This window comes from Gilliamella sp. B3023 (assembly GCF_026536845.1).
Taxonomy (GTDB): Bacteria; Pseudomonadota; Gammaproteobacteria; order Enterobacterales; family Orbaceae; genus Gilliamella; species Gilliamella apicola_E.
Map to the genome: position 1 here is coordinate 24,989 of NZ_JAFNNH010000016.1, position 20,306 is coordinate 45,294.

Sequence of the window (20,306 nt, forward strand, 5' to 3'; positions counted from 1 at the left end):
CTATTTAAGGTTAAAATTAGGTACAATATTCGCCTTTTGTATATTACTAAAAGCAAACACTTCATCATTTTCATCCACGATTAATGTAATCATTTCATTATCAATGGATTTAATCTTTCCTTTCCACTTGCGGCGATTGGCAACAGGAATACGCAAACTTATTGTGACTTCTTCACCAATAAAACGTTGGTAATGTTCAAGCGTAAACAAAGGTCGATCCATACCTGGTGAGGAGACCTCGAGATTGTAAGCATCTTTAATAGGGTCTTCTACATCAAGTACCGCACTAATTTGTCGACTAACATCAGCACAATCATCAACGGTAATACCATTTTCACTATCAATATATACGCGCAAAACTGGGTAACGACCACGAATGTATTCAACCCCAACTAGCTCAAAGCCAAGTGCATTAACAGGCTCTTGGATGATTTCGGTCAATTGCTGTTCTAAATTAGCCAAACAAACCTCCACTGCAGAAAATAAAAAAGGGCATAAAGCCCAACATTCCTTTTAAACTAACGTTTAAATCATATAAAAAAACCCCGACAAGCGAGGCTACATATAAAACATAATATAATGAAGCCACTTGATTCGAACTTTCAGACAATAAAAATAGGATAGATTAATATGAATGAAAATTTAAGTGGTTGCGGGGGCTGGATTTGAACCAACGACCTTCGGGTTATGAGCCCGACGAGCTACCAAGCTGCTCCACCCCGCGATAGATGGCTGAAGATTATACTGTATTTTGTAAAAATTGCAACCCAAAATCATATCAGAATTCACAAAAAGCTTAAAGTTATTGAAACTAAGGGGCTATGATTTTTAACTGGTGAACAATTATGATTAATCTATAGTTAGGTTTTATATATGTATAATTATTCGTTTTTCAAGTGAATTAATCCGCCTAATATTCAGCGGATTAATCATTGGTTAATGTTACTTTTGCGTTGCTGCTTTCATGGTTTTAACGAAAGTTGATAATTCACTCAGCATTTTGTCTGGATTATTAAGATTGTTTTCAATGATTTTAACCGTTGCCGATCCAGCAATAGCTCCCGCTGCACCCGATTTAATTGCTTCACTAACTTGAGCGGGTTCTGAAATACCAAAACCTTGAATTGCTGGTGGTGCTTTAAATTCAGTTAGTTTTTCAAGTAAATGTGTGAGTGGTTTATTAGCACGGTTTTCTGTACCGGTTACTCCTGCTCGTGATACTAAGTAAGTATAACCTTTGCCTCGTTTAGCAATATTTTCAATCACTTCATCGTCCGCATTAGGTGGACAGATAAATATTGGTGCGATGCTATGTTTTTCAGCAGCACCCGTAAACTCTTCGGCATACTCTACAGGTAAATCAGCAATTAATACTGAATCCACCCCTGCTTTAGCACACTTCGCATAGAAGTTATCAATACCATTTTTAAATACTAAATTGGCATAAATTAATAATCCAACTGGAATATCAGGATTGTTTTCCCTGATTTTGGTTAAGATTTCGAAGCATTTTGCAACGGTTATGCCACCATTAAAAGCACGAATATTAGCATTTTGTATAGTTGGACCATCTGCCATTGGGTCAGAAAAAGGAATGCCTAGTTCTAACGCATCAGCCCCTGCATCAATCATTGTTTGAATAATTTGATAGGAAAGCTGTGGATTAGGGTCACCAACTGGAACAAAAGGAACAAATGCACCTCGTTTTTCGACTGTTAAGCGGTCAAACAGTTTTTGATAACGGCTCATTCTATTTCTCCTTTTGCTTTTAATACATCGTAAACCGTAAAAATATCTTTATCGCCACGACCTGATAAATTAACAATTAATAGTTGCTCTTTGTTTGGATTTTCTTTAATCATCTTAAGTGCATAGGCTAAGGCATGAGATGACTCTAAAGCCGGAATAATTCCTTCATTGCGTGATAAGGCCTGAAACGCTTCAAGCGCTTCATCATCAGTGATAGAGACATAATCTGCCCGACCAATACTATCTAAATAAGCGTGTTGAGGTCCAACAGCTGGAAAATCAAGGCCGGCAGAAATCGAATAAGACTCTTCAATTTGGCCTTCTTCGGTTTGCATCATTGGGGCTTTCATACCGAAGTAAATACCGAGTTTACCATGTTTAAGTGATGCACCATGTTCGCCACTTTCGATGCCATGGCCTCCTGGTTCAACCCCAATTAATTTTACTGACTTATCATCAATAAAATTAGCAAACATCCCAATTGCGTTTGAACCGCCACCAACACAAGCGATGACAGCATCAGGTAATCGACCCTCTTTTTCCAAAATTTGTTGTTTCGCTTCACGGCTAATTATTTGTTGGAATTCACGCACTATGGTTGGGAATGGGTGCGGTCCAGCAGCTGTACCTAACATATAGTGAGCGGTTTCATAACTACCAGACCAATCTCGCAATGCTTCATTACAAGCATCTTTTAAGGTTGCAGAGCCGGTTTCAACCGGAATAACTGTTGCCCCCATGAGTCGCATTCTAAATACGTTCGGAGCTTGGCGTTTAACATCTTTAGCCCCCATATATATTCGGCATTTTAAACCCAATAATGCACACGCCAATGCTGAAGCAACGCCATGCTGACCTGCGCCAGTTTCGGCAATAATTTCAGTTTTACCCATTCTTTTAGCGAGTAATGCTTGGCCTAATACTTGATTAGTTTTATGCGCACCACCGTGAACTAAATCTTCACGTTTTAGATATAGTTTTGTTTTGGTCCCTGCGGTAAGATTTTTACACAGTGTTAATGCTGTCGGGCGACCAGCGTAGTTAACCAAAAGATCGTTAAATTCTTTTTGAAAACTTGGATCGTGTATCGCCGATATAAAAGCATCCTCAAGTTGTTCAAGCACAGGCATCAATATTTGTGGCACATATTGACCACCAAATTTGCCAAAATAAGGATTTAATTTAGACATAACCATTCCTTTAATGTAATCAGTTAAATTTGTTCAAATACTAATTTGATTTTTTGTTTATCTTTAATTCCTGGTGAAACTTCAACGCCCGAATTAAGGTCAACACCAATAACATCGGTAGTGAGCGCCTCACTCACATTTTGTGGGTTAATACCACCAGCCAAAATGACATTACTTAAATCTTTGTCACGTAAAAGTGACCAATCAAAACTTTTACCTGTTCCACCGGCACCATTATCAAATATGTAACGTGATACTAGTGGGTTATCATGATTTGGGATGTTATCGCTAATACTTAACGCTTTCCAGATCTGACAGGTTGAGGGTAATTTTTGGCGAAGTGTTTTGATATAGTTATCATCCTCATGACCATGCAATTGCACTGCATAAAGTGATAGTTGTTTAGCTATTTCGTATACTTCATCTATATCACTATCTTTAAAAACACCAACCCAATTCAAGGGTGCCGATGCGATAACACTACGCGCTTTAGTCGGTGTTATATATCTTGGTGATTTAGGCACAAAAATTAATCCACCATAAACCGCACCAGCTTGGTAGACGGTTATTGCATCCTGTGGTTGGGTTAAGCCGCAAACTTTATTTTCACCTAGCATTACTTTACGGATAGCTAAGGTTAAGTTTGGCTCAGACATAAGTGCACTACCAATTAAAAAACCGTTAGCATAATGGCTAAGATCTTTAACTTGATTGTGCGTATAAATACCTGATTCACTAATAATGATTCGATCATCAGGGATTGTTTTTGATAAAGTTTTTACCCGATTGAGATCAACCGACAGATCGCGTAAATTACGGTTATTAATACCAATCACTTTAGCGCCAAGTTTGATAGCTCGTTCAACTTCTTGTTCGGTACTCGCTTCCGTCAGTACCCCCATATTAAGTTGGTGAGCAACTTGGCTTAAGTAGCGATATTCATCATCATTGACTACCGATAACATTAACAAGATGGCATCAGCCTGATAATAACGTGCTAAGTAAATTTGATATTCATCGATAATAAAGTCTTTGCAAAGTACGGGTTGGGTGACTTCATTACGTACTATTGGTAAAAACTCAAAACGACCTTGAAAGTATTTTTCGTCAGTTAAAACTGAGATTGCCGAAGCATAATCTTTGTAAACTTTGGCTATACTTGCTGGGTCAAAATCATCTCGAATTAATCCCTTGGATGGCGATGCTTTTTTACATTCTAAAATAAATACCGTTTTCGGTTGATTTAACGCTTGGTAAAAATCACGATCACTAGGTACGACTTTATTTTTAAAATTAGCCAGTGGATTTTTAATTTGTTGCTCGGCAAGCCATAGCTGTTTATCTTCAATGATCTTTTTTAAGACCGTTGCCATTTCAACATTTTCAGTTAATGCTGCAATTGCCATCTTATTCTCCACTCATTATCTTGCTGCTAACTTTTGTAATAGCTCATAAGCTTTACCGCTACGCATTAATTCTATTGCACGCTTAGCATTTTGTTTTAAGTCTGGTTCACCAAATAGGCTAATTAACATCGCCACATTTGCAGCAATAGCTGCTTCATGCGCTGGTTTACCATGTCCTTGTAAAATCGCTAACAATAAATCACGATTCATTTCTGGTGTTCCACCTTCAATATCTTTCAAAGTATATTGCTGTAGACCAAAATCTTCTGGTGTCAAAGTAAAATAGCGAATTTCGCCATTTTTTACTTCGGCAACTTGAGTTTCGCCATGAATAGCGACTTCATCCATCCCTGAGCCATGTACCACATAAGCATGGGTATAGTTTAACATTTTTAATGTTTCTGCAATCGGTTTTATCAAATCAGGATGATAAACACCAAGTAAAATACGTTTTGGTCGTGATGGATTAATCAACGGCCCAAGAACATTAAAAATCGTTCGTGTTTTAAGTTGCTGACGTACTGGTGCAGCATGGCGAAATCCTGAGTGATATTGCTGAGCAAACAAGAAACACACACCTAATTCATCAAGCGCTTTTCGAGATGCTTCCGCTGACATGTTTAGTTTAATACCTAAAGCGGATAAAACATCTGATGATCCTGATTTGCTCGACACACCACGGTTACCATGCTTAGCAACTTTATACCCTAATGCCGCAGTAACAAAAGCACTGGCTGTAGAGATATTGATGCTGTTAGTTCCATCTCCACCAGTCCCAACGATGTCGGTAAAATCATAATCAGGCACTTCAAATGGATCAGCATTTTCAAGTAAGGCCTGAGCTGCTCCGGCAATTTCATCAGGTTTTTCACCCCGAACTTTCATACTAATGATAGCGGTTGCTAGTACCGTTGGTTCTATTTTACCTTGAATAATTAAATTAAACAGTATTTTACTCTCTTCTTGAGACAATACTTGCCCTAAGTACAATTTATTTAAAATCGGTTGAATATTGTATTCTTGCTTATCAACAATCGCTTCTTGTTTTGCTTCTGGCTGTTTTTGTGGTGGATTCAGTGCCCATTCAATGGTTTGTTCTAATAATTTTACCCCTTGAATCGTTAAAATTGATTCAGGATGAAATTGAAAACCGCAAACCCGATCTTGGTCATTACGTACTGCCATAACGATGTTATTACACATGGCATTGACGGTTAATGTTTTCGGTATGTTTTCACCTTTTAATGAGTGATAGCGCGCAACCGGTAATGGATTGGGTAAGTCTTTAAACATCGCTTGCCCATCATGTTCAATTAATGAAGCTTTTCCATGTAAAATATCGCCCGCAGGGACAATCATACCACCATAAGATTCAACAATCGCTTGATGTCCAAGACAGATACCAATGATCGGTAATTTACCTTTTAAACGTTTAAGTAATTCAGGCATTGAACCTGCTTCACTCGGTGCTCCAGGTCCTGGTGATAACATTAGGATAGGATTTTGCATTTGTGATAATTTTTCGATGATCACATCAGCTGGAATTGTGTTGCGATAAATTGTCACGTTATGTTGATTGTGACGTAACTGATCGACTAAGTTATAAGTAAACGAATCAACGTTATCAAGAAATAAGATATTAGCCATTAGAATACACCTTCTACATTATGTGCTGCCATAATCGCGCGAACAACAGCACGTGCTTTGTTACGTGATTCATCCGATTCTGCTTGTGGTTCTGAATCTAAAACCACGCCACATCCAGCTTGTACGGTTGCAACACCATCTTCCACATAAGCACTGCGAATAACGATACAAGTATCAAGATCACCATTGGCAGTAAAATATCCAACTGCCCCACCATAACTATCCCGTTTTATTTTTTCCGATTCGGCAATTAACTGCATTGCCCTAACTTTTGGCGCTCCAGTTAATGTTCCCATGTTCATGGTAGCTTGATAAGCATGTAGTGCATCAAGATCTTGACGTAGTTGACCAACAATTCTTGAAACTAAATGCATAACATAAGAATAACGATCAACTTTTAATAACTCTTTGGTATATCGCGTCCCTGGCTGGCAAATTCGAGCTAAATCATTTCGTGCTAAATCGACCAACATTAAATGTTCAGCTAACTCTTTTTTATCGGTGCGCATTTCCAACTCTAATCGACTATCCAAATCGTAATCAATCTCGCCATTAGTGTTTAAACCACGTGGGCGAGTACCAGCAATTGGATAAATTTCAACTTGATTATTGGCTTTATTATATTTGAGTGCACTTTCAGGTGAGGCACCAAATAAAACAAAATCCTCGTCTTGCATATAAAACATATAAGGGCTTGGATTATTATTTTTTAAGACTTGATATGCAGATAATGGTTGAGGACAAGGTAATGAAAAACGTCTAGATGGAACAGCTTGGAAGATTTCACCTTGTTGAATCGCATCTTGCATTTTCTTAACAATGGTATTGAAATCATCATCACTCTTATTACAAGTGACATCCATTTCAGCCAACGATTGCCTTTTAATTGTGCTCATTGGTTGATTGAGTTTATTTTGTAATTCATCTAATCGTTGATTTAAGCGTGTAACTTCATCAGGACAAGAAGTAAAGGCCGTTGCTTTTAATAATGAAACGCGATCTTTGTGATTAATTTCCAATAAAGTTTCAGCTAAATAAAAACGAAAATCTTGGCAACGTTGTTCAGTTGGTAATATTGGTAAATGTTCAAAATTTGTCACTAAATCATACGCAAATAATCCACCGACAAAAACGGCATCTGAACTCGCTTTTTCGGGAATATTAACGATATTTAATAATGTTCTTAATGCATCAAAAATCGATAATGACTTCAAGCGAGAATCTTCATCTTGCAAACCATCAATAGGTGGAAACACTAACTTAAGATTATGTTCATCTATTTTTGTTTTAGTGACGTTATCAGGAAATGCTTGCTCTAACAAAGGTAATAATTTTTGCCCGTTGCTGGTTAAAGCTTGAAAAGTCACTTCGTTGTTTAGGGCCGAAATAGTTAAAGCGCTATCAATGATCATTACACTTTTAATCCCCTGTTTATTATCAATTTCGGCAGATTCAAGCAACAATGTTGCCGGTTTATTATCACAAAGTTGATAAAATACCTGAGTCGGATCCTGATAATAACCAATGGTTTTGATTATTTGTGTTAATGTAGGCTTATTCATTGTTGACTCTCTTTATATAAAATTATTTTTTATCTTTTTTTTAAACTAAAAAACCCGCATTTAGCGGGTCTTGTGAAAAAAGGACATCATCACATCACCCGCAGAAAGTGATGCGCCACCAACTCAAAACAGTAGTTTTTTTATAGTGAGTTATAGGATTTTGATGATTTATCATTATTATATCTGCTTAAAAAAGATGTTGTACTATTAAACTAGTTCATTAGTGTGTTGTCAAGCGAATATTTTATATTCAATAAATAAAATTAGCCTTTATAAAAAATAGGTTTATTTAGACTCATTTTTTAAATTAATGACATTGATGATTGAACGATTTTAACCTATATGATTTCAGACCAGCGAATAAAGCAGTGCTCAATAACTTAATGATGAAATTAAAATCGAGGAGCTAGGTTGATCTTTTCAAGATAATTTTCTACGTTGCCGTATTTAACAAATGATCTATTAGGTTGTTTTGATTTCAAATGGTTAAAAACTAATAGTTTGTCAAATATTCTAATACCAATTAGAATAATCAATACATTAATAAAATTTAGAGATTTTGATATATGCCTATATTTTATATTCTTATTGCGATAATAGTTTTATTAGCTATCGTAACCGTTTTTAAAGCTATTACCATTGTTCCACAAGGATACCAATATACCATCGAGCGTTTTGGTAAATACACTCATACGCTTGAGCCTGGCTTAAACATCATTATCCCATTTATGGATGGTGTGGGTCGCAAAATTAATATGATGGAACAAGTTCTTGATATCCCATCTCAAGAAGTTATTTCTAAAGATAATGCGAATGTACAAATTGATGCGGTTTGCTTTATTCAAGTACAAGAAGCTGCAAGAGCTGCTTACCAAGTTAATCAACTTGAGCGTGCGGTTATTAATCTGATGATGACAAACATTCGTACTGTACTTGGTAGTATGGAACTTGATGAAATGTTATCACAACGTGATCACATCAACTCAAAACTTCTTAGCATTGTTGATGATGCAACTAGCCCTTGGGGAATTAAAATTACCCGTATCGAAATTCGTGACGTTCGCCCACCAGCAGAACTTATTGCAGCCATGAACGCGCAAATGAAAGCTGAACGTAACAAACGTGCTGAGATCCTTGAAGCAGAAGGTATCCGCCAAGCGGCTATTTTACGCTCTGAAGGTGAAAAACAGTCAGAAATATTAAAAGCAGAAGGTGAAAAACAAGCTGCATTTTTACAAGCAGAAGCGCGTGAACGTGCTGCCGAAGCCGAAGCAAAAGCTACACAAATGGTTTCAGAAGCGATTGCTGCTGGTAACATTAATGCGATCAACTACTTCGTTGCTCAAAAATATACTGAAGCTTTACAACAAATCGGTGCTTCAGATAACAGTAAAGTAGTGATGATGCCACTCGATGCTTCTAGCTTAATGGGTAGCATTGGCGGTATTGCAGAATTAATTAAAAACTCTAAATAATTTGCTTTAGTGAAACAATTCTTCCTAATCTAATTAGGAAGATATTATATTTCAATAAATTAGGTAACAATCAATGACTGATTTTTTAACGGTTATTTATGATTATCCTCACTGGGTATTTATTGCTTTAGGTGGTATTTTACTGATCCTTGAGCTATTGGGAACTTCCGGATATGGGCTTTGGAGTGGGATTGCAGCCATTGTTGTTGGTTTAATAGCTTGGGTTGTCCCTTTATCTTGGCCGATTCTATGGATTTTATTTGCTATTTTTACTTTGGTATCGGCTTATCTTTGGTGGGTGTGGTTAAAAAAACATGGTAAAGATAAATCTGGTAAAAGTGAAATCAATCAACCCCAACAAGAATTAATCGGAATCAAAACCATCGTTACCGAGGCTATAATTAATGGTTCGGGTCGGGTAAAAATAAAAGATGGCACATGGTCAGCAAAATGTAACCAAGATCTAGAAGTTGGACAACCTGTTGAAGTGATTGCTGTTGATGGATTAGTTCTGAAAGTAAAAGCACTCAATAGATAATTGTAATAATAAATGGATTAAATACGAGTCATTGACTCGTATTTTTTTACCTTAAAAACGTAAACGATACCAGTAAATAATCTTATATATTAGTCTTAAAGGTTGAAAGATTGAAAGATTGAATAAAAGAACTAAACCGTCGATTAAAACCGACGGTTTTTGTGTTTATTTATCAAGTAAAGTGAATGTTTGCTTTTGTTTGGTTGTCGAATCTGAGCCTACAAACACATTAAATTTACCTGGTTCTGCAACATATTGCATTTTGTCATTCCAGAATTTTAACATGTCATATTTGATAACAAATTTTACTTGGCCTTTTTCGTGAGGTTTAAGTGCTATTTTCTCAAATCCAACTAACTCTTTGACAGGACGGCTAACTGAAGCAGTCACATCTTGTAAGTATAATTGGACAACTTGCGTCCCCTCTCTATCACCAGTATTTTCTACATTGGCTATCACTTCGATTTCACCATTTGGCGACATTTCAGTTTTTGATAGTGAAAAATCAATCGTAAAATTGGTATAACTCAAACCATAACCAAATGGAAATAACGGTTCGTTTGGACTATCAAAATAAGAAGTGGTGTATTTACCCATATTGACCGTACCATGAGGTCGACCAGTATTTAATTGACCATAATAAACAGGAATTTGACCAACATTATCTGGGAAAGACATCGGTAATTTACCTGATGGGTTATAATCACCAAAGAGAACATCAGCTACAGCATTACCACCTTCAGTACCTAAAAACCAAGTTTCAAGCATCGCATCGGCTTGTTCATATTCTTCTTTCACGGTAAGTGGGCGCCCATTCATCAATGCAATAATTAGTGGTTTACCTGTTGCTTTTAATGCTGTAATTAAACGTTTTTGGCTTGCTTGTAAATTGAGGTCAGTTCGGCTTGATGATTCATGCGCCATCCCTTCGGCTTCGCCAACAAATAAAACAACAGCATCTGATCTTTTAGCTTGAGCAACCGCTTCGGCAATCATTTTATCAGCAGGTCTTTTATCAAATTTAGTGATCTCTTCATATAAATTTAAGAATTTATAAAGATTTGGATCATCCGAAATATTGGCACCCCATGCATAACTCACTAATTTTGGATTAACCACAGCATTCTTAATCCCTTCCAAAGGGGTTACGGCTAAATTAGCTCGCCCAGCACCAGACCAACTACCCAAAATATCGCGTTTTGAATCTGCTAACGGTCCAATCACCGCAATTTTTTTATTTTTGCTCAACGGTAAAACATTGTTTTCATTTTTTAACAATACAATACTACGACGCGCAACATCCCTTGCTTCTGCACGATGTAAACGATCGTTGGCGAACATGGTTTCAATATCAAAATTAGGATCTAAATTTCGATGAGGATTTTTAAATAATCCCATATCATATTTCAGTTCTAATACATGACGACACGCTTGGTTAATCTGCTCTTGAGAGATTGCACCTTCATTAACTAGTTCTGGTATAAACTGTAAAAAATACTCATCATTCATACTGATATCAATACCAGCTAGGATCGCAATTCTAACTGCATCTTTAGCGTCTTTTGCCACACCGTGATTAATTAATTCACGAATAGCACCATGATCACTAACCACTACACCATCAAAATGCCATTGATCACGCAGCACCTCGGTTAATAACCAATGATTAGAGGTAGCAGGAATACCGTTTACACTAACAAGTGCAACCATAACCGCTCGGCTGCCTGCATCTACAGCCGCTTTATATGGTACAAGATATTCTTGGAACATTTTTCGTTCACTCATATCCGTACTATTATATTCACGACCAGCTTCAACCGCACCATATAGCGCAAAATGCTTAACGGTTGTCACTAATGATTTTTTATCCTCAAGAGACTGTTTTTGCATTTTTTCGACAAAAATACGTCCTGCTTCCGACGCTAAATAAGGATCTTCACCAAATCCTTCTGACACTCGGCCCCACCTTGGATCTCGCGTAATATCGACCATTGGCGCCCAAGTTACATTAAGCCCATCAGAAGTTGCTTCATCAGACGATACTTCAGCAACTTTACCTATCGCATCACGATCCCAAGTTGCAGCAATCCCTAAATTAATAGGAAATACCGTACGATGACCATGAATAATGTCAAAACCAAAATAAACAGGGATTTTATTCGGCGATTTTAATGCTCTTTCTTGCATTTGTGATAGATCGGGCTCAACTACAGTATTAAAAATACCACCAATTTCACCCGCTTCAATTTGGTCAAGGACTTTGTCTAGTGTAAGATCGCCACCCACACTGATTAATCGCAGTTGCCCTACTTTCTCTTTAATCGTCATCTTTGACATCAAATCATCAATAAACGCTTTCTTTTCTTCACTATTGGGATTTTGAGCAAATAAAGGAGATGAAAAAATAAAAAAAACGAGAAATAATACGAATTTTTTCATAATAATAAGTATTTTTAAATTTAAGAGGATAGACAAGCGGATAGCATAACGTATTTAACTAAAAAAATCTCGTTATTTAGAAATAGCATCCCTAAAAATAAAGATAAAAGCATTTATTCTTAAAAATTTAAGCTTCAAAAAGTGCGTTCCTCAACTTTTTTTAAGATTTATTAAGGAAATAGATAAAAAAATATTGCCGAAAAATGCTTTAAAAGTGAATCATCAAGTCGGCAATAATAATGAATGAAGATCTATTAATCGCGGAAATTAGTAAATTGGAAAGGTTGCCCTAATTCACCATTTTTGACTAGTGCCATGGTTGCTTGTAAATCATCACGAGACTTACCTGTAACGCGAACCTGCTCACCTTGTACTTGAGCTTGCACTTTAAGTTTACTGTCTTTAATCAGCTTAACTATTTTTTTAGCTAACTCTTTATCGATACCTTGTTTTAGTTTGACAGTAATACTATAAAATTTTCCGCTATGTTCCAGCTCTTCCGGAATTTCTAGCGCTCCGCCATCAATACCACGTTTAGCCAACTTATCACGTAAAATATCCAATAGCTGTTGAACTTGGAAATCGGATTGGCTAGTTGCTTTGATGGTTTCATTTTTTTCATTGAGCTCGAAAGATGCTTCGACATTTTTGAAGTCCCAACGAGTGGTCAGTTCACGAGTCGCATTGTCGACACCGTTTTTAACTTCTGGTATTTGAATTTCTGACACAATATCAAAAGAAGGCATAAATTTTCCTCTTCTAATCGTTATAAATATTACTTATTTTAAACAACTCTTTTAATTGCCGCCACAATATTTACGGCGGCATTATTATTAAGATTAATCGATAGTACGAAGTAATTCGTTGATACCAACTTTACCTAAAGTTTTAGCATCGACTTTTTTCACAATAACTGCACAATAAAGGCTATATTTGCCATCTTTAGTTGGTAAGTTACCTGATACCACAACCGAACCAGCTGGAACACGTCCGTAATGAACTTCACCAGTTGCTCGATCATAAATTTTAGTACTTTGACCAATAAATACGCCCATTGAGATCACACTGCCTTCTTCAACAATCACACCTTCAACGATTTCACTACGAGCACCAATGAAACAGTTATCTTCGATAATAGTTGGGTTTGCTTGTAATGGTTCTAACACACCACCAATACCAACACCACCAGATAAGTGAACATTTTTACCAATTTGTGCACATGAACCAACTGTTACCCAAGTATCAACCATCGTGCCTTCATCAACATAAGCACCGATATTTACGTAAGATGGCATTAATACGGTATTACGAGCAACATAAGCACCTTTACGCGCAATTGCTGATGGAACTACACGGAAGCCTTCTTGTTGGAAGCGAGCTTCATCATAATCAGCAAATTTTAATGGCACTTTGTCATAATAATTTGTTGCGCCACCATCAATAAGTTGATTTTCATTAATACGGAAAGAGAGCAATACCGCTTTTTTTAACCATTGATGAGTCACCCAATCGCCATTAATCTTTTCCGCGACACGCATTTTACCGCTGTCTAATAGAGCGATACATTGATTAATTGCATCACGTGTTACAGTATCAACATTTGAAGGTGTAATTTCAGCACGACGTTCAAATGCTGCCTCAATAATAGTTTGTAATTGTTGCATTTCTCGTTTCCTTTAACTTTAAGTCCGTTAGCAAATTTAATTGGGCAAACAGTATAATATAATATGCAGTTATTTTTAAGTGGTTTATCGTATCATTGAGATTTCTCAAAAAGGATAAATTATTTGGAATACCTTTCACAAAATCTGAACAATATTTAATACAGTTGTTTTCTTTGAATATAAAGTTGAATCCTCATTAAATCTTGTAACAAAAAATAATGCAAAACGATGGATTTTCTTTAGTAGAACTTTTATTTGTTATCTGTATTGGTGCTATTTTGGCTTCAATAGGCGTGCAACATTGGAAGGAATTACAGCTCCGTAACGAACTTACTACTACCACAAAACAGCTAGCCTATTTTCTGGAGGAAGTCCAAGCCAAAGCTTATAACGCTAACGAAAATGTCCACATCTATTATTTTTTGACGCCTTGGTGCTTAAGCATCAGCAAAGGCGAAAAACCAGCGACTTGCCAAGAAGGCTCTAGCTATTTTATTAAACCTAACAATTCTGTTGAATTAAATGATTTAGCCGATAAAAAAACCATCTCTTTTTGGGGGCGAAAAAATATGGCTCAAACCGGTACATTCGAATTGCATAATGCCATTGGCACCACACAAATTATTATTTCATATCGAGGGCGGATTCGGTTTTGTAAGAAAAATAGTTATTTACCAGGGCTGCCGCGATGTTAAAGCAAGATGGATTTTCGTTATTTGAAATGATGTTAAGCATCACCTTTTCTAGCTTAATTTTTATTGGCATTACAGCTTTTTATAGTAAATTACAATCGATTATACTTCAGCAAAATCTTAATACTCATCTACAAAGGAATATTCATCAAGGTATTGTTAGTATTTCCAAAGATTTGAAACGTGCTGGGTTTATCGCCAATAAACCAGAAAAGATGAGTCAGCAACCAATTGAAATCAATCTAGCAAAAAATTGCTATATCTTCCGTTACGATAGCGAGATCCGCAATGATTGGGTTCATAATACGACTATTCCAACCAAATCAGATATCTTTGCGTATCGGCTTTATAATAATAATTTGGAATATAAGGTTGGAACAATCAATTGCGAAGGTGTCAATTGGGAGAAAATTTTCGATCCTCACGACATTAAAATCACTCAATTTTCAATCAAAAAACAAAATAATCATTTTGAGATAGATATTAGTGCTCAATTGAAGAAAAACAAAAAAATTAAATATCAAACAACAACCATTATTAAAAATGAAAATCCCTTTTAATCGTTCAGTAACTCAATATGATGGCTTTAGCACGCTTTTGATGGTGATCATATTGACCATTGTTGGACTTCTTTTACTAACGGGGTTTCAAATTACCATTGATTCGATAAAAAGGAGCTATTTGATTGAAATCCAATATTATCGTCAGTTTAATCAAGCTAGTTCCAGTTTAAATTGGGCAACCAAACAAATTTGGCAACCGCCAACTGAAGAGTGGCAATGCTTATCTGATACTCAATATCAATTAAAAGCATGTATAAAAAAATCGCGATTAAAAGTGGATAACTACACCCTAGTACGTGGACAGGCTAATGATGATTATTACCTTTATATCTTAACGCATTTTGAAGATAACCAACTTATTGTTGAAAAAGGTCATTGGTTAGATTATTGCCCTGAAAAGAAGATGATTGATTGTGAATAGTAAAAATATAAGTAATAAAAAAACAGCTGGCTTTAGTTTAATTGAAGTTATGTTGTCATGTTTAATGTTTGCCATCATCATGCTGGGTTTTATTCGTTATTTAACCTCAATTATTCATCAACACCACTATTTTCATCAACATTTCAAAGCACAGCAAATGGCGTTTGCTTTACTTGATAGTTACCCTCATACGGTAGATAAAATCATACCAAAAGAGTGGCAATATCAAGTTTACAGCCAACCTTATAGTGCACCTTGTAAAATGGTTTTTATTGATATTACCCCACCGAATCATAAAACGATTAAACAACAACGTTTGTTATGTGATTGATGTTCATTTCTAAAAATAAATTACGCTGTTTATTTTCAATTTTTTCATTCCATGCAACCGCAATATCCCATCCTGTTTGAGCTAATTCAAGCGTAACAAGTTTTACACCTTTAGGTAGAAAATGACAAACACTAGCGGGCACAAAAGCAATGCCATTTTTGGCAGCAATTAAAGCCAAAAGAGAGGGAAGATCATTCGTCGCCCCACCCTGTTTTGGTATAGCGTTTATAGCCTCAAGTAATAATTTTGTTTGCTCGGTCAAACAAGGCGCCAAGCAGGGATTTATATGTAATAAGGGATGCGTTTCTAGTACATCTTTAAGATTGTTCCTACTGACTTTTAGATTATTTGGAACTGCTAGCACGATATACTCTTTAAATAACATAATTGAACTCAATGACTCTGGCACAGGCATACGGACAAAACCAATATCTAATTCCCCCTGCATTAGCAGAGTAATTTGCTCGTTTGAGGGAAGTTGTTTTGCTGAAACATGGCATTGCGGATTTCTTTCAGAAAAAGTTCGAATCCATTTAGGAACATGTTGAAAACAAGATATGCCAAAACCGATTGAAAGAACTCCATTCATGTTTTTTTTAATATTATTAGCAAAGAGTAAAAATTTCTTATTCTGTTGTAATAGCTTTTTAACTTCAGGATATAGCGCCTTCCCAACTTCAGTTAACTTTGCGCCATTCCGACCACGAATAAACAGTCTTCGATCAATTGCTCGTTCAAATGCTTGAATTTGTTTAGTTAACGCGGGTTGTGTTATAAATAATTGCTCAGAAGCGACACGGTAATTCCCTACCTCAACAAGTGCGACGAAAGCTCGTAGCAACTTCATTTCAATGTCCATATCCATTCCTAATTGTTATCAAATCAGTCATTTTTTTCATTATACATAATTACTTTTACTATTTATATTAATTTCAATAAGTACAATTAGTTATGAATAAAATTAAGATGTTTATTGTTAAATGGACGCTCTTCTATAAGTCCAAAGATTCAATGTAAATAGTTAAATTCTCGGCTAAGGTTAACGTACGGGGTAAAAAACTTATGAGTAAGGCAATAAAAAAAATTTCTGCGGTTTTATTTGATATGGATGGGGTTCTAATTGATTCAAATACCGTTATTGAAAAAGCGTGGATTGAGGCTGGCAAGTTATATGGAATAACCGTCAAGGATGACGATATTATTAAACATATTCATGGCCAACCCGGGCCACATACGATTAAAGCACTGTTTGGGCATCTATCAACTGAAGCGCAAAAAAGTGTTCAAGACTATATCATGCACGCTGAAAATACTGCTGATTATGATCCAATACCAGGTGTTGCACAATTAATACATGCCTTAGCGAAAGCCAAAATTAGGGTGGGGATTGTAACCAGTGGTTGGCGCGAAAAAATAGATCGAATAATGGCAATGCTGAATATTCAGGAATGTATTTCTGTGATAGTGGAACGAAACGATGTGGCTCGTGGAAAACCCTACCCCGATCCTTATCTTCTTGGCGCTAAACGCCTTATGCTACCACCCGCTGAAACGTTAGTATTTGAAGACTCAATAAGTGGCGTGACTTCAGCAGTTGAAGCTGGCGCCTATTGTGTTGGAATAGGCGATGCTGAGCTTATCAAACACGGAGCACAAACTGCGATCCCAGACTTTTCAAAAGTTAACGTGATAAATGATAGCATTATTGTGTTGGATGACGACCATAAGCTCATTTTAAACAATGCATCAACCACAATCGATTAGATGAAGCTTTTTGTATGTAAAAGTTGTAAAACTTGCTGAGTTTTTTCTGCATGAACATTATGACCCGCACCTTCTACTATTTCAATTTGAGCATTTGGAAATTGGCTAAATATTGCTGGATAATCCTTATCAGTAATATAGTTTGAATTTCCACCTCGGATGAATAATGTCGGTACGTTACAAGGTGAAATTGTGTGCCAATCGCATATATTGTCATATTGATCAATAATGACTTGAGCATTAAACAACCAATGCTGATGTTTAAAAGATTTAAGTAAAAATGAAATGGTCGGGGCACTTAAATCATGCATAAGTTCAATAATCTGCTTTTTATCAGTTAATTGTTGATTAATACATTTTTCTAAAGCGTTAAGAACAGGTGCATTTGCCGTTTGAGTATATTTAACTGGCGCAATATCAATGACACAGATTTTAGAAACAGGAATAAGTTGGCTTAATTGCATGGCAACTTTTCCTCCCATTGAATGGCCGATTAATATAATATTTTGTAACTGCAAATCATGACATAACTCAGCAACATCTTCAGCCATCACTTCATAATTCATGACATTTGACCATGGAGATTGACCATGATTGCGCAAATCAACCTGAATAGTTTGGTAATGACTAGACAGATCTTTAGCTAACATATTTAAATTATCTAGGCTTCCAAATAAACCATGCATCAATAAAATTGGTTGATTATCACCCTGTATTTTATAGTTTAATTTCATTATGCCACTCTACAATTTATTGTAATTAAGACTGTTTCGTCATCACTAATAAACAATTCAATAACCCCAAAAGCATAACTATGATAGAATTTAGTTCAAATTTTTCAATTAATATTAAAAACTATGTTTCAAAATAACCCTTTACTAGCCCAACTAAAAAAAGAATTATATGAACAAAAACCTCGTGTTGAAGGTATCGTCCGAGCGCATGAAAAAGGTTTTGGCTTTCTAAATGTTGACAACAAAACTGACTACTTTATTGCTGTTTCGAAAATGAAAATGGTTTGTCATGGTGATAAAGTTTCTGGCACTATTTCCACCATTAACGATAAAACATCATTTGAAGCTGAAGTATTAATTGAAAGTAGTTTACAAAAATTTATTGGCAAAATTGGTTTTTTAGATAATGCGATGGTCATTTATCCCGAAAATATACCTGTCAATTTTGCCATTCGCTGTAAAGTTAATCCTGAAGTAAAGCAAAAATTAAAAGAAGGTGATTGGGTTGTTGCCACCTTACAATCTCATCCATTAGAAAAAAATAAAAATCATTTTCTTGCTGAAATAACAAAATTTATTGCCAGTGCTGATTCAATTTATCAACTATGGCTTAAAACTTTAGCTCGTTATAATTTAGAAGACAAAGCTCCACAAGCTGAATCTTTAACAATTTCAGAGACTGAAAAAGAAAATCGTCAAGATTTAACGGATATTCAATTTTTTACAATTGACAGTGAAAATACCGAAGATATGGACGATGCGATTACCATTTCACAAGATGATATGGGTAATTATAACCTAATGATCGCCATCGCTGATCCAACCGCATATATTGAGCTAGATAGTGAAATCGACAATATCGCAAAAAACCGAAACTTTACCACCTATCTGCCCGACTTTAATATTCCAATGTTACCAAAACAGTTAGCGGACGATCTTTGTTCATTAAAAGCTAATCAAAAACGTCCAGCTATGGTTTGTAAAATTAAAATTGATAAAAATGGCGAATTTACGAATGATGATATCAGTTTTTTACCCGCATGGATTGAATCGAAAGCTAAGCTTTCTTACCACAATGTGTCTGAATTTTTAGAAAATCGTGGTGATTTAAATATCGATGACGCGGCAATAAAAAACCAACTAAAATTATTATCAGAATTGGCAAAAACACGGATAAATTGGCGCCAACAAAATGCGTTAGTTTTCAAAGTGAACAATGATTATCGATTTATCCTTGATAATAATCGTCAAGTAAAAACAATCATTAAAGAATCACGTGGCATCGGCAATAATATTGTTGAAGAAGTGATGATTATCGCTAATTTAGCGCTCACCATGTATTTGAAAGAAAACGTAGGTACTGGCGTATTTAACACTCATTCAGGCTTTGATACCAAATACATTGAACAAATATTAAAAATATTAGCAGACAATGGCATTACAGATTTTGATAAAGAATCACTTACTTCATTTGAAGGCTATGTTAAATTCCGCCGATTAAGTGATGATAATGACTTCTTATCAACACGATTAAGAAAGTTCCAAACACCTGCTGATTTCTCTATAAAACCAGAACCTCACTTTGGTTTAGGATTTGATGCTTATGCAACATGGACTTCACCAATTCGAAAATATGGTGATATGATAAACCATCGTATACTTAAAGCCTCGCTTAAAGCAGAAGCCTTAACAGCTCCATCAAACGAACAATTAGAGAGCATGGCTGATAGACGTAAAAAATTACGTTTAGCTGAGCGTGATATTGCCGAAAACCTTTATTGCCAATATTTATCTAACAAAATAGGACAAGAGTTCGCAGCGGAAATATTAGATATCAACCGTGGCGGTGCAAGAGTTCGTTTAAATGATATTGGCGCATTAGCATTTTTACCACTGTCAATGATTCATGCCGTACGCGATGAAATATCAACTAGTCCGGATGAAGGGCTAATTAAAATTAAAGGCGAAACTGCATACAAAATTGCTGATTTGATCACTGTTAAAATTCATGAAATTAAAATGGAAAATCTATCGGTTATTGTAAAACTCAATGAATCTAACTCTTAAATTTCCTAGTCAATTTAATCAGTTACAAACTATGATTAATAACCCTGATAATTATCAGGGTTAA

19 protein-coding genes and 1 tRNA gene are annotated in these 20,306 nt (G+C 35.8%); 8 read left to right on the forward strand and 12 right to left on the reverse strand.

What is annotated here, in order from left to right; translation table 11 throughout:
• The 7 genes from rimP to J3U16_RS09450 form a co-directional block, all read right to left on the reverse strand.
• Complete coding sequence (gene rimP / locus J3U16_RS09420) at positions 1–462, reverse strand: ribosome maturation factor RimP (protein ID WP_065563377.1); 462 nt, start codon at positions 460–462, stop codon at positions 1–3.
• 185 nt (positions 463–647) lie between these two features.
• Positions 648–724: transfer RNA gene (locus J3U16_RS09425), tRNA-Met, on the reverse strand.
• A 218-nt stretch (positions 725–942) separates the two neighbouring features.
• A complete protein-coding gene (trpA, locus tag J3U16_RS09430; RefSeq protein ID WP_267342942.1) occupies positions 943–1,749 on the reverse strand; it encodes a tryptophan synthase subunit alpha in 807 nt (268 codons plus the stop codon).
• On the reverse strand, positions 1,746–2,939 hold the full coding sequence (gene trpB, locus J3U16_RS09435; RefSeq protein WP_065563375.1) for a tryptophan synthase subunit beta: 1,194 nt from the start codon (positions 2,937–2,939) through the stop codon (positions 1,746–1,748). Before trpB ends, trpA begins: the two co-directional genes overlap by 4 nt.
• A 23-nt stretch (positions 2,940–2,962) precedes the next feature.
• Positions 2,963–4,345, reverse strand: a complete 1,383-nt coding sequence (gene trpCF / locus J3U16_RS09440) for a bifunctional indole-3-glycerol-phosphate synthase TrpC/phosphoribosylanthranilate isomerase TrpF (protein WP_324169878.1) — start codon at positions 4,343–4,345, stop codon at positions 2,963–2,965.
• 15 nt (positions 4,346–4,360) lie between these two features.
• Positions 4,361–5,992, reverse strand: coding sequence for a bifunctional anthranilate synthase glutamate amidotransferase component TrpG/anthranilate phosphoribosyltransferase TrpD (gene trpD, locus J3U16_RS09445; RefSeq protein WP_065563373.1), 1,632 nt, complete (start codon positions 5,990–5,992; stop codon positions 4,361–4,363).
• On the reverse strand, positions 5,992–7,554 hold the full coding sequence (locus J3U16_RS09450; RefSeq protein ID WP_267342943.1) for an anthranilate synthase component 1: 1,563 nt from the start codon (positions 7,552–7,554) through the stop codon (positions 5,992–5,994). The genes trpD and J3U16_RS09450 overlap by 1 nt, the downstream gene beginning before the upstream one ends.
• A gap of 566 nt (positions 7,555–8,120) precedes the next feature.
• On the opposite strand from J3U16_RS09450, the gene J3U16_RS09455 reads away from it, so the two are divergent.
• Together J3U16_RS09455 and J3U16_RS09460 are read left to right on the forward strand one after the other, a co-directional pair.
• Positions 8,121–9,029, forward strand: a complete 909-nt coding sequence (locus tag J3U16_RS09455) for an SPFH domain-containing protein (protein ID WP_065563371.1) — start codon at positions 8,121–8,123, stop codon at positions 9,027–9,029.
• 73 nt (positions 9,030–9,102) lie between these two features.
• Positions 9,103–9,567, forward strand: a complete 465-nt coding sequence (locus J3U16_RS09460) for an NfeD family protein (protein WP_065563370.1) — start codon at positions 9,103–9,105, stop codon at positions 9,565–9,567.
• A 165-nt stretch (positions 9,568–9,732) separates the two neighbouring features.
• Here J3U16_RS09460 and bglX read toward each other — a convergent pair whose 3' ends face one another.
• The 3 genes from bglX to dapD form a co-directional block, all read right to left on the reverse strand.
• Positions 9,733–12,006, reverse strand: a complete 2,274-nt coding sequence (gene bglX / locus J3U16_RS09465) for a beta-glucosidase BglX (protein ID WP_267342944.1) — start codon at positions 12,004–12,006, stop codon at positions 9,733–9,735.
• A gap of 254 nt (positions 12,007–12,260) precedes the next feature.
• A complete protein-coding gene (locus tag J3U16_RS09470) occupies positions 12,261–12,752 on the reverse strand; it encodes a YajQ family cyclic di-GMP-binding protein (protein ID WP_267342946.1) in 492 nt (163 codons plus the stop codon).
• A 93-nt stretch (positions 12,753–12,845) separates the two neighbouring features.
• The gene (gene dapD, locus J3U16_RS09475; protein ID WP_065563367.1) at positions 12,846–13,670 is read right to left on the reverse strand and encodes a 2,3,4,5-tetrahydropyridine-2,6-dicarboxylate N-succinyltransferase; all 825 of its coding nucleotides are present in this window, start codon (positions 13,668–13,670) and stop codon (positions 12,846–12,848) included.
• Positions 13,671–13,888: 218 nt separating this feature from the next.
• Between dapD and J3U16_RS09480 the strand changes: the two genes are divergently transcribed.
• The 4 genes from J3U16_RS09480 to J3U16_RS09495 are packed head-to-tail and all read left to right on the forward strand — an operon-like array spanning position 13,889 to position 15,677.
• Positions 13,889–14,365 (forward strand): prepilin-type N-terminal cleavage/methylation domain-containing protein, encoded by a 477-nt coding sequence (locus J3U16_RS09480; protein WP_267337728.1) that lies wholly within the window; start codon positions 13,889–13,891, stop codon positions 14,363–14,365.
• Complete coding sequence (locus J3U16_RS09485) at positions 14,359–14,922, forward strand: prepilin peptidase-dependent protein (RefSeq protein WP_267337726.1); 564 nt, start codon at positions 14,359–14,361, stop codon at positions 14,920–14,922. The genes J3U16_RS09480 and J3U16_RS09485 overlap by 7 nt, the downstream gene beginning before the upstream one ends.
• A 40-nt stretch (positions 14,923–14,962) precedes the next feature.
• Positions 14,963–15,346, forward strand: coding sequence for a DUF2509 family protein (locus tag J3U16_RS09490; RefSeq protein ID WP_267342961.1), 384 nt, complete (start codon positions 14,963–14,965; stop codon positions 15,344–15,346).
• The gene (locus J3U16_RS09495) at positions 15,339–15,677 is read left to right on the forward strand and encodes a type IV pilus modification PilV family protein (protein WP_267337725.1); all 339 of its coding nucleotides are present in this window, start codon (positions 15,339–15,341) and stop codon (positions 15,675–15,677) included. Before J3U16_RS09490 ends, J3U16_RS09495 begins: the two co-directional genes overlap by 8 nt.
• On the opposite strand, the gene J3U16_RS09500 is transcribed toward J3U16_RS09495, so the two are convergent.
• A complete protein-coding gene (locus J3U16_RS09500) occupies positions 15,649–16,536 on the reverse strand; it encodes a LysR family transcriptional regulator (RefSeq protein ID WP_267342948.1) in 888 nt (295 codons plus the stop codon). The two genes, J3U16_RS09495 and J3U16_RS09500, sit on opposite strands and share 29 nt — an antisense overlap.
• A gap of 203 nt (positions 16,537–16,739) precedes the next feature.
• Between J3U16_RS09500 and J3U16_RS09505 the strand changes: the two genes are divergently transcribed.
• A complete protein-coding gene (locus tag J3U16_RS09505; RefSeq protein WP_267342949.1) occupies positions 16,740–17,441 on the forward strand; it encodes an HAD family hydrolase in 702 nt (233 codons plus the stop codon).
• Here the strand turns inward: J3U16_RS09505 and J3U16_RS09510 are convergent.
• Positions 17,438–18,175 (reverse strand): alpha/beta fold hydrolase, encoded by a 738-nt coding sequence (locus J3U16_RS09510; RefSeq protein ID WP_220225758.1) that lies wholly within the window; start codon positions 18,173–18,175, stop codon positions 17,438–17,440. The genes J3U16_RS09505 and J3U16_RS09510 overlap by 4 nt on opposite strands.
• A gap of 123 nt (positions 18,176–18,298) precedes the next feature.
• Between J3U16_RS09510 and J3U16_RS09515 the strand changes: the two genes are divergently transcribed.
• Positions 18,299–20,242: an exoribonuclease II gene (locus J3U16_RS09515; protein ID WP_267342950.1), complete on the forward strand. Its 1,944-nt coding sequence runs from the start codon at positions 18,299–18,301 to the stop codon at positions 20,240–20,242.
• Positions 20,243–20,306 lie beyond the last annotated feature (64 nt).

Bases quoted from the DNA above. Each gene is read 5' to 3' on its own strand.
- trpCF (WP_324169878.1), bottom strand. From the start codon at position 4,345: ATGGCAATTGCAGCATTAACTGAAAATGTTGAAATGGCAACGGTCTTA.
- bglX (WP_267342944.1), bottom strand. From the start codon at position 12,006: ATGAAAAAATTCGTATTATTTCTCGTTTTTTTTATTTTTTCATCTCCT.
- J3U16_RS09480 (WP_267337728.1), top strand. From the start codon at position 13,889: ATGCAAAACGATGGATTTTCTTTAGTAGAACTTTTATTTGTTATCTGT.
- trpA (WP_267342942.1), bottom strand. From the start codon at position 1,749: ATGAGCCGTTATCAAAAACTGTTTGACCGCTTAACAGTCGAAAAACGA.
- J3U16_RS09455 (WP_065563371.1), top strand. From the start codon at position 8,121: ATGCCTATATTTTATATTCTTATTGCGATAATAGTTTTATTAGCTATC.
- J3U16_RS09485 (WP_267337726.1), top strand. From the start codon at position 14,359: ATGTTAAAGCAAGATGGATTTTCGTTATTTGAAATGATGTTAAGCATC.
- J3U16_RS09500 (WP_267342948.1), bottom strand. From the start codon at position 16,536: ATGGACATTGAAATGAAGTTGCTACGAGCTTTCGTCGCACTTGTTGAG.
- J3U16_RS09460 (WP_065563370.1), top strand. From the start codon at position 9,103: ATGACTGATTTTTTAACGGTTATTTATGATTATCCTCACTGGGTATTT.
- trpD (WP_065563373.1), bottom strand. From the start codon at position 5,992: ATGGCTAATATCTTATTTCTTGATAACGTTGATTCGTTTACTTATAAC.
- trpB (WP_065563375.1), bottom strand. From the start codon at position 2,939: ATGTCTAAATTAAATCCTTATTTTGGCAAATTTGGTGGTCAATATGTG.
- J3U16_RS09515 (WP_267342950.1), top strand. From the start codon at position 18,299: ATGTTTCAAAATAACCCTTTACTAGCCCAACTAAAAAAAGAATTATAT.
- J3U16_RS09470 (WP_267342946.1), bottom strand. From the start codon at position 12,752: ATGCCTTCTTTTGATATTGTGTCAGAAATTCAAATACCAGAAGTTAAA.
- J3U16_RS09505 (WP_267342949.1), top strand. From the start codon at position 16,740: ATGAGTAAGGCAATAAAAAAAATTTCTGCGGTTTTATTTGATATGGAT.
- J3U16_RS09490 (WP_267342961.1), top strand. From the start codon at position 14,963: ATGGTGATCATATTGACCATTGTTGGACTTCTTTTACTAACGGGGTTT.
- J3U16_RS09510 (WP_220225758.1), bottom strand. From the start codon at position 18,175: ATGAAATTAAACTATAAAATACAGGGTGATAATCAACCAATTTTATTG.
- dapD (WP_065563367.1), bottom strand. From the start codon at position 13,670: ATGCAACAATTACAAACTATTATTGAGGCAGCATTTGAACGTCGTGCT.
- J3U16_RS09450 (WP_267342943.1), bottom strand. From the start codon at position 7,554: ATGAATAAGCCTACATTAACACAAATAATCAAAACCATTGGTTATTAT.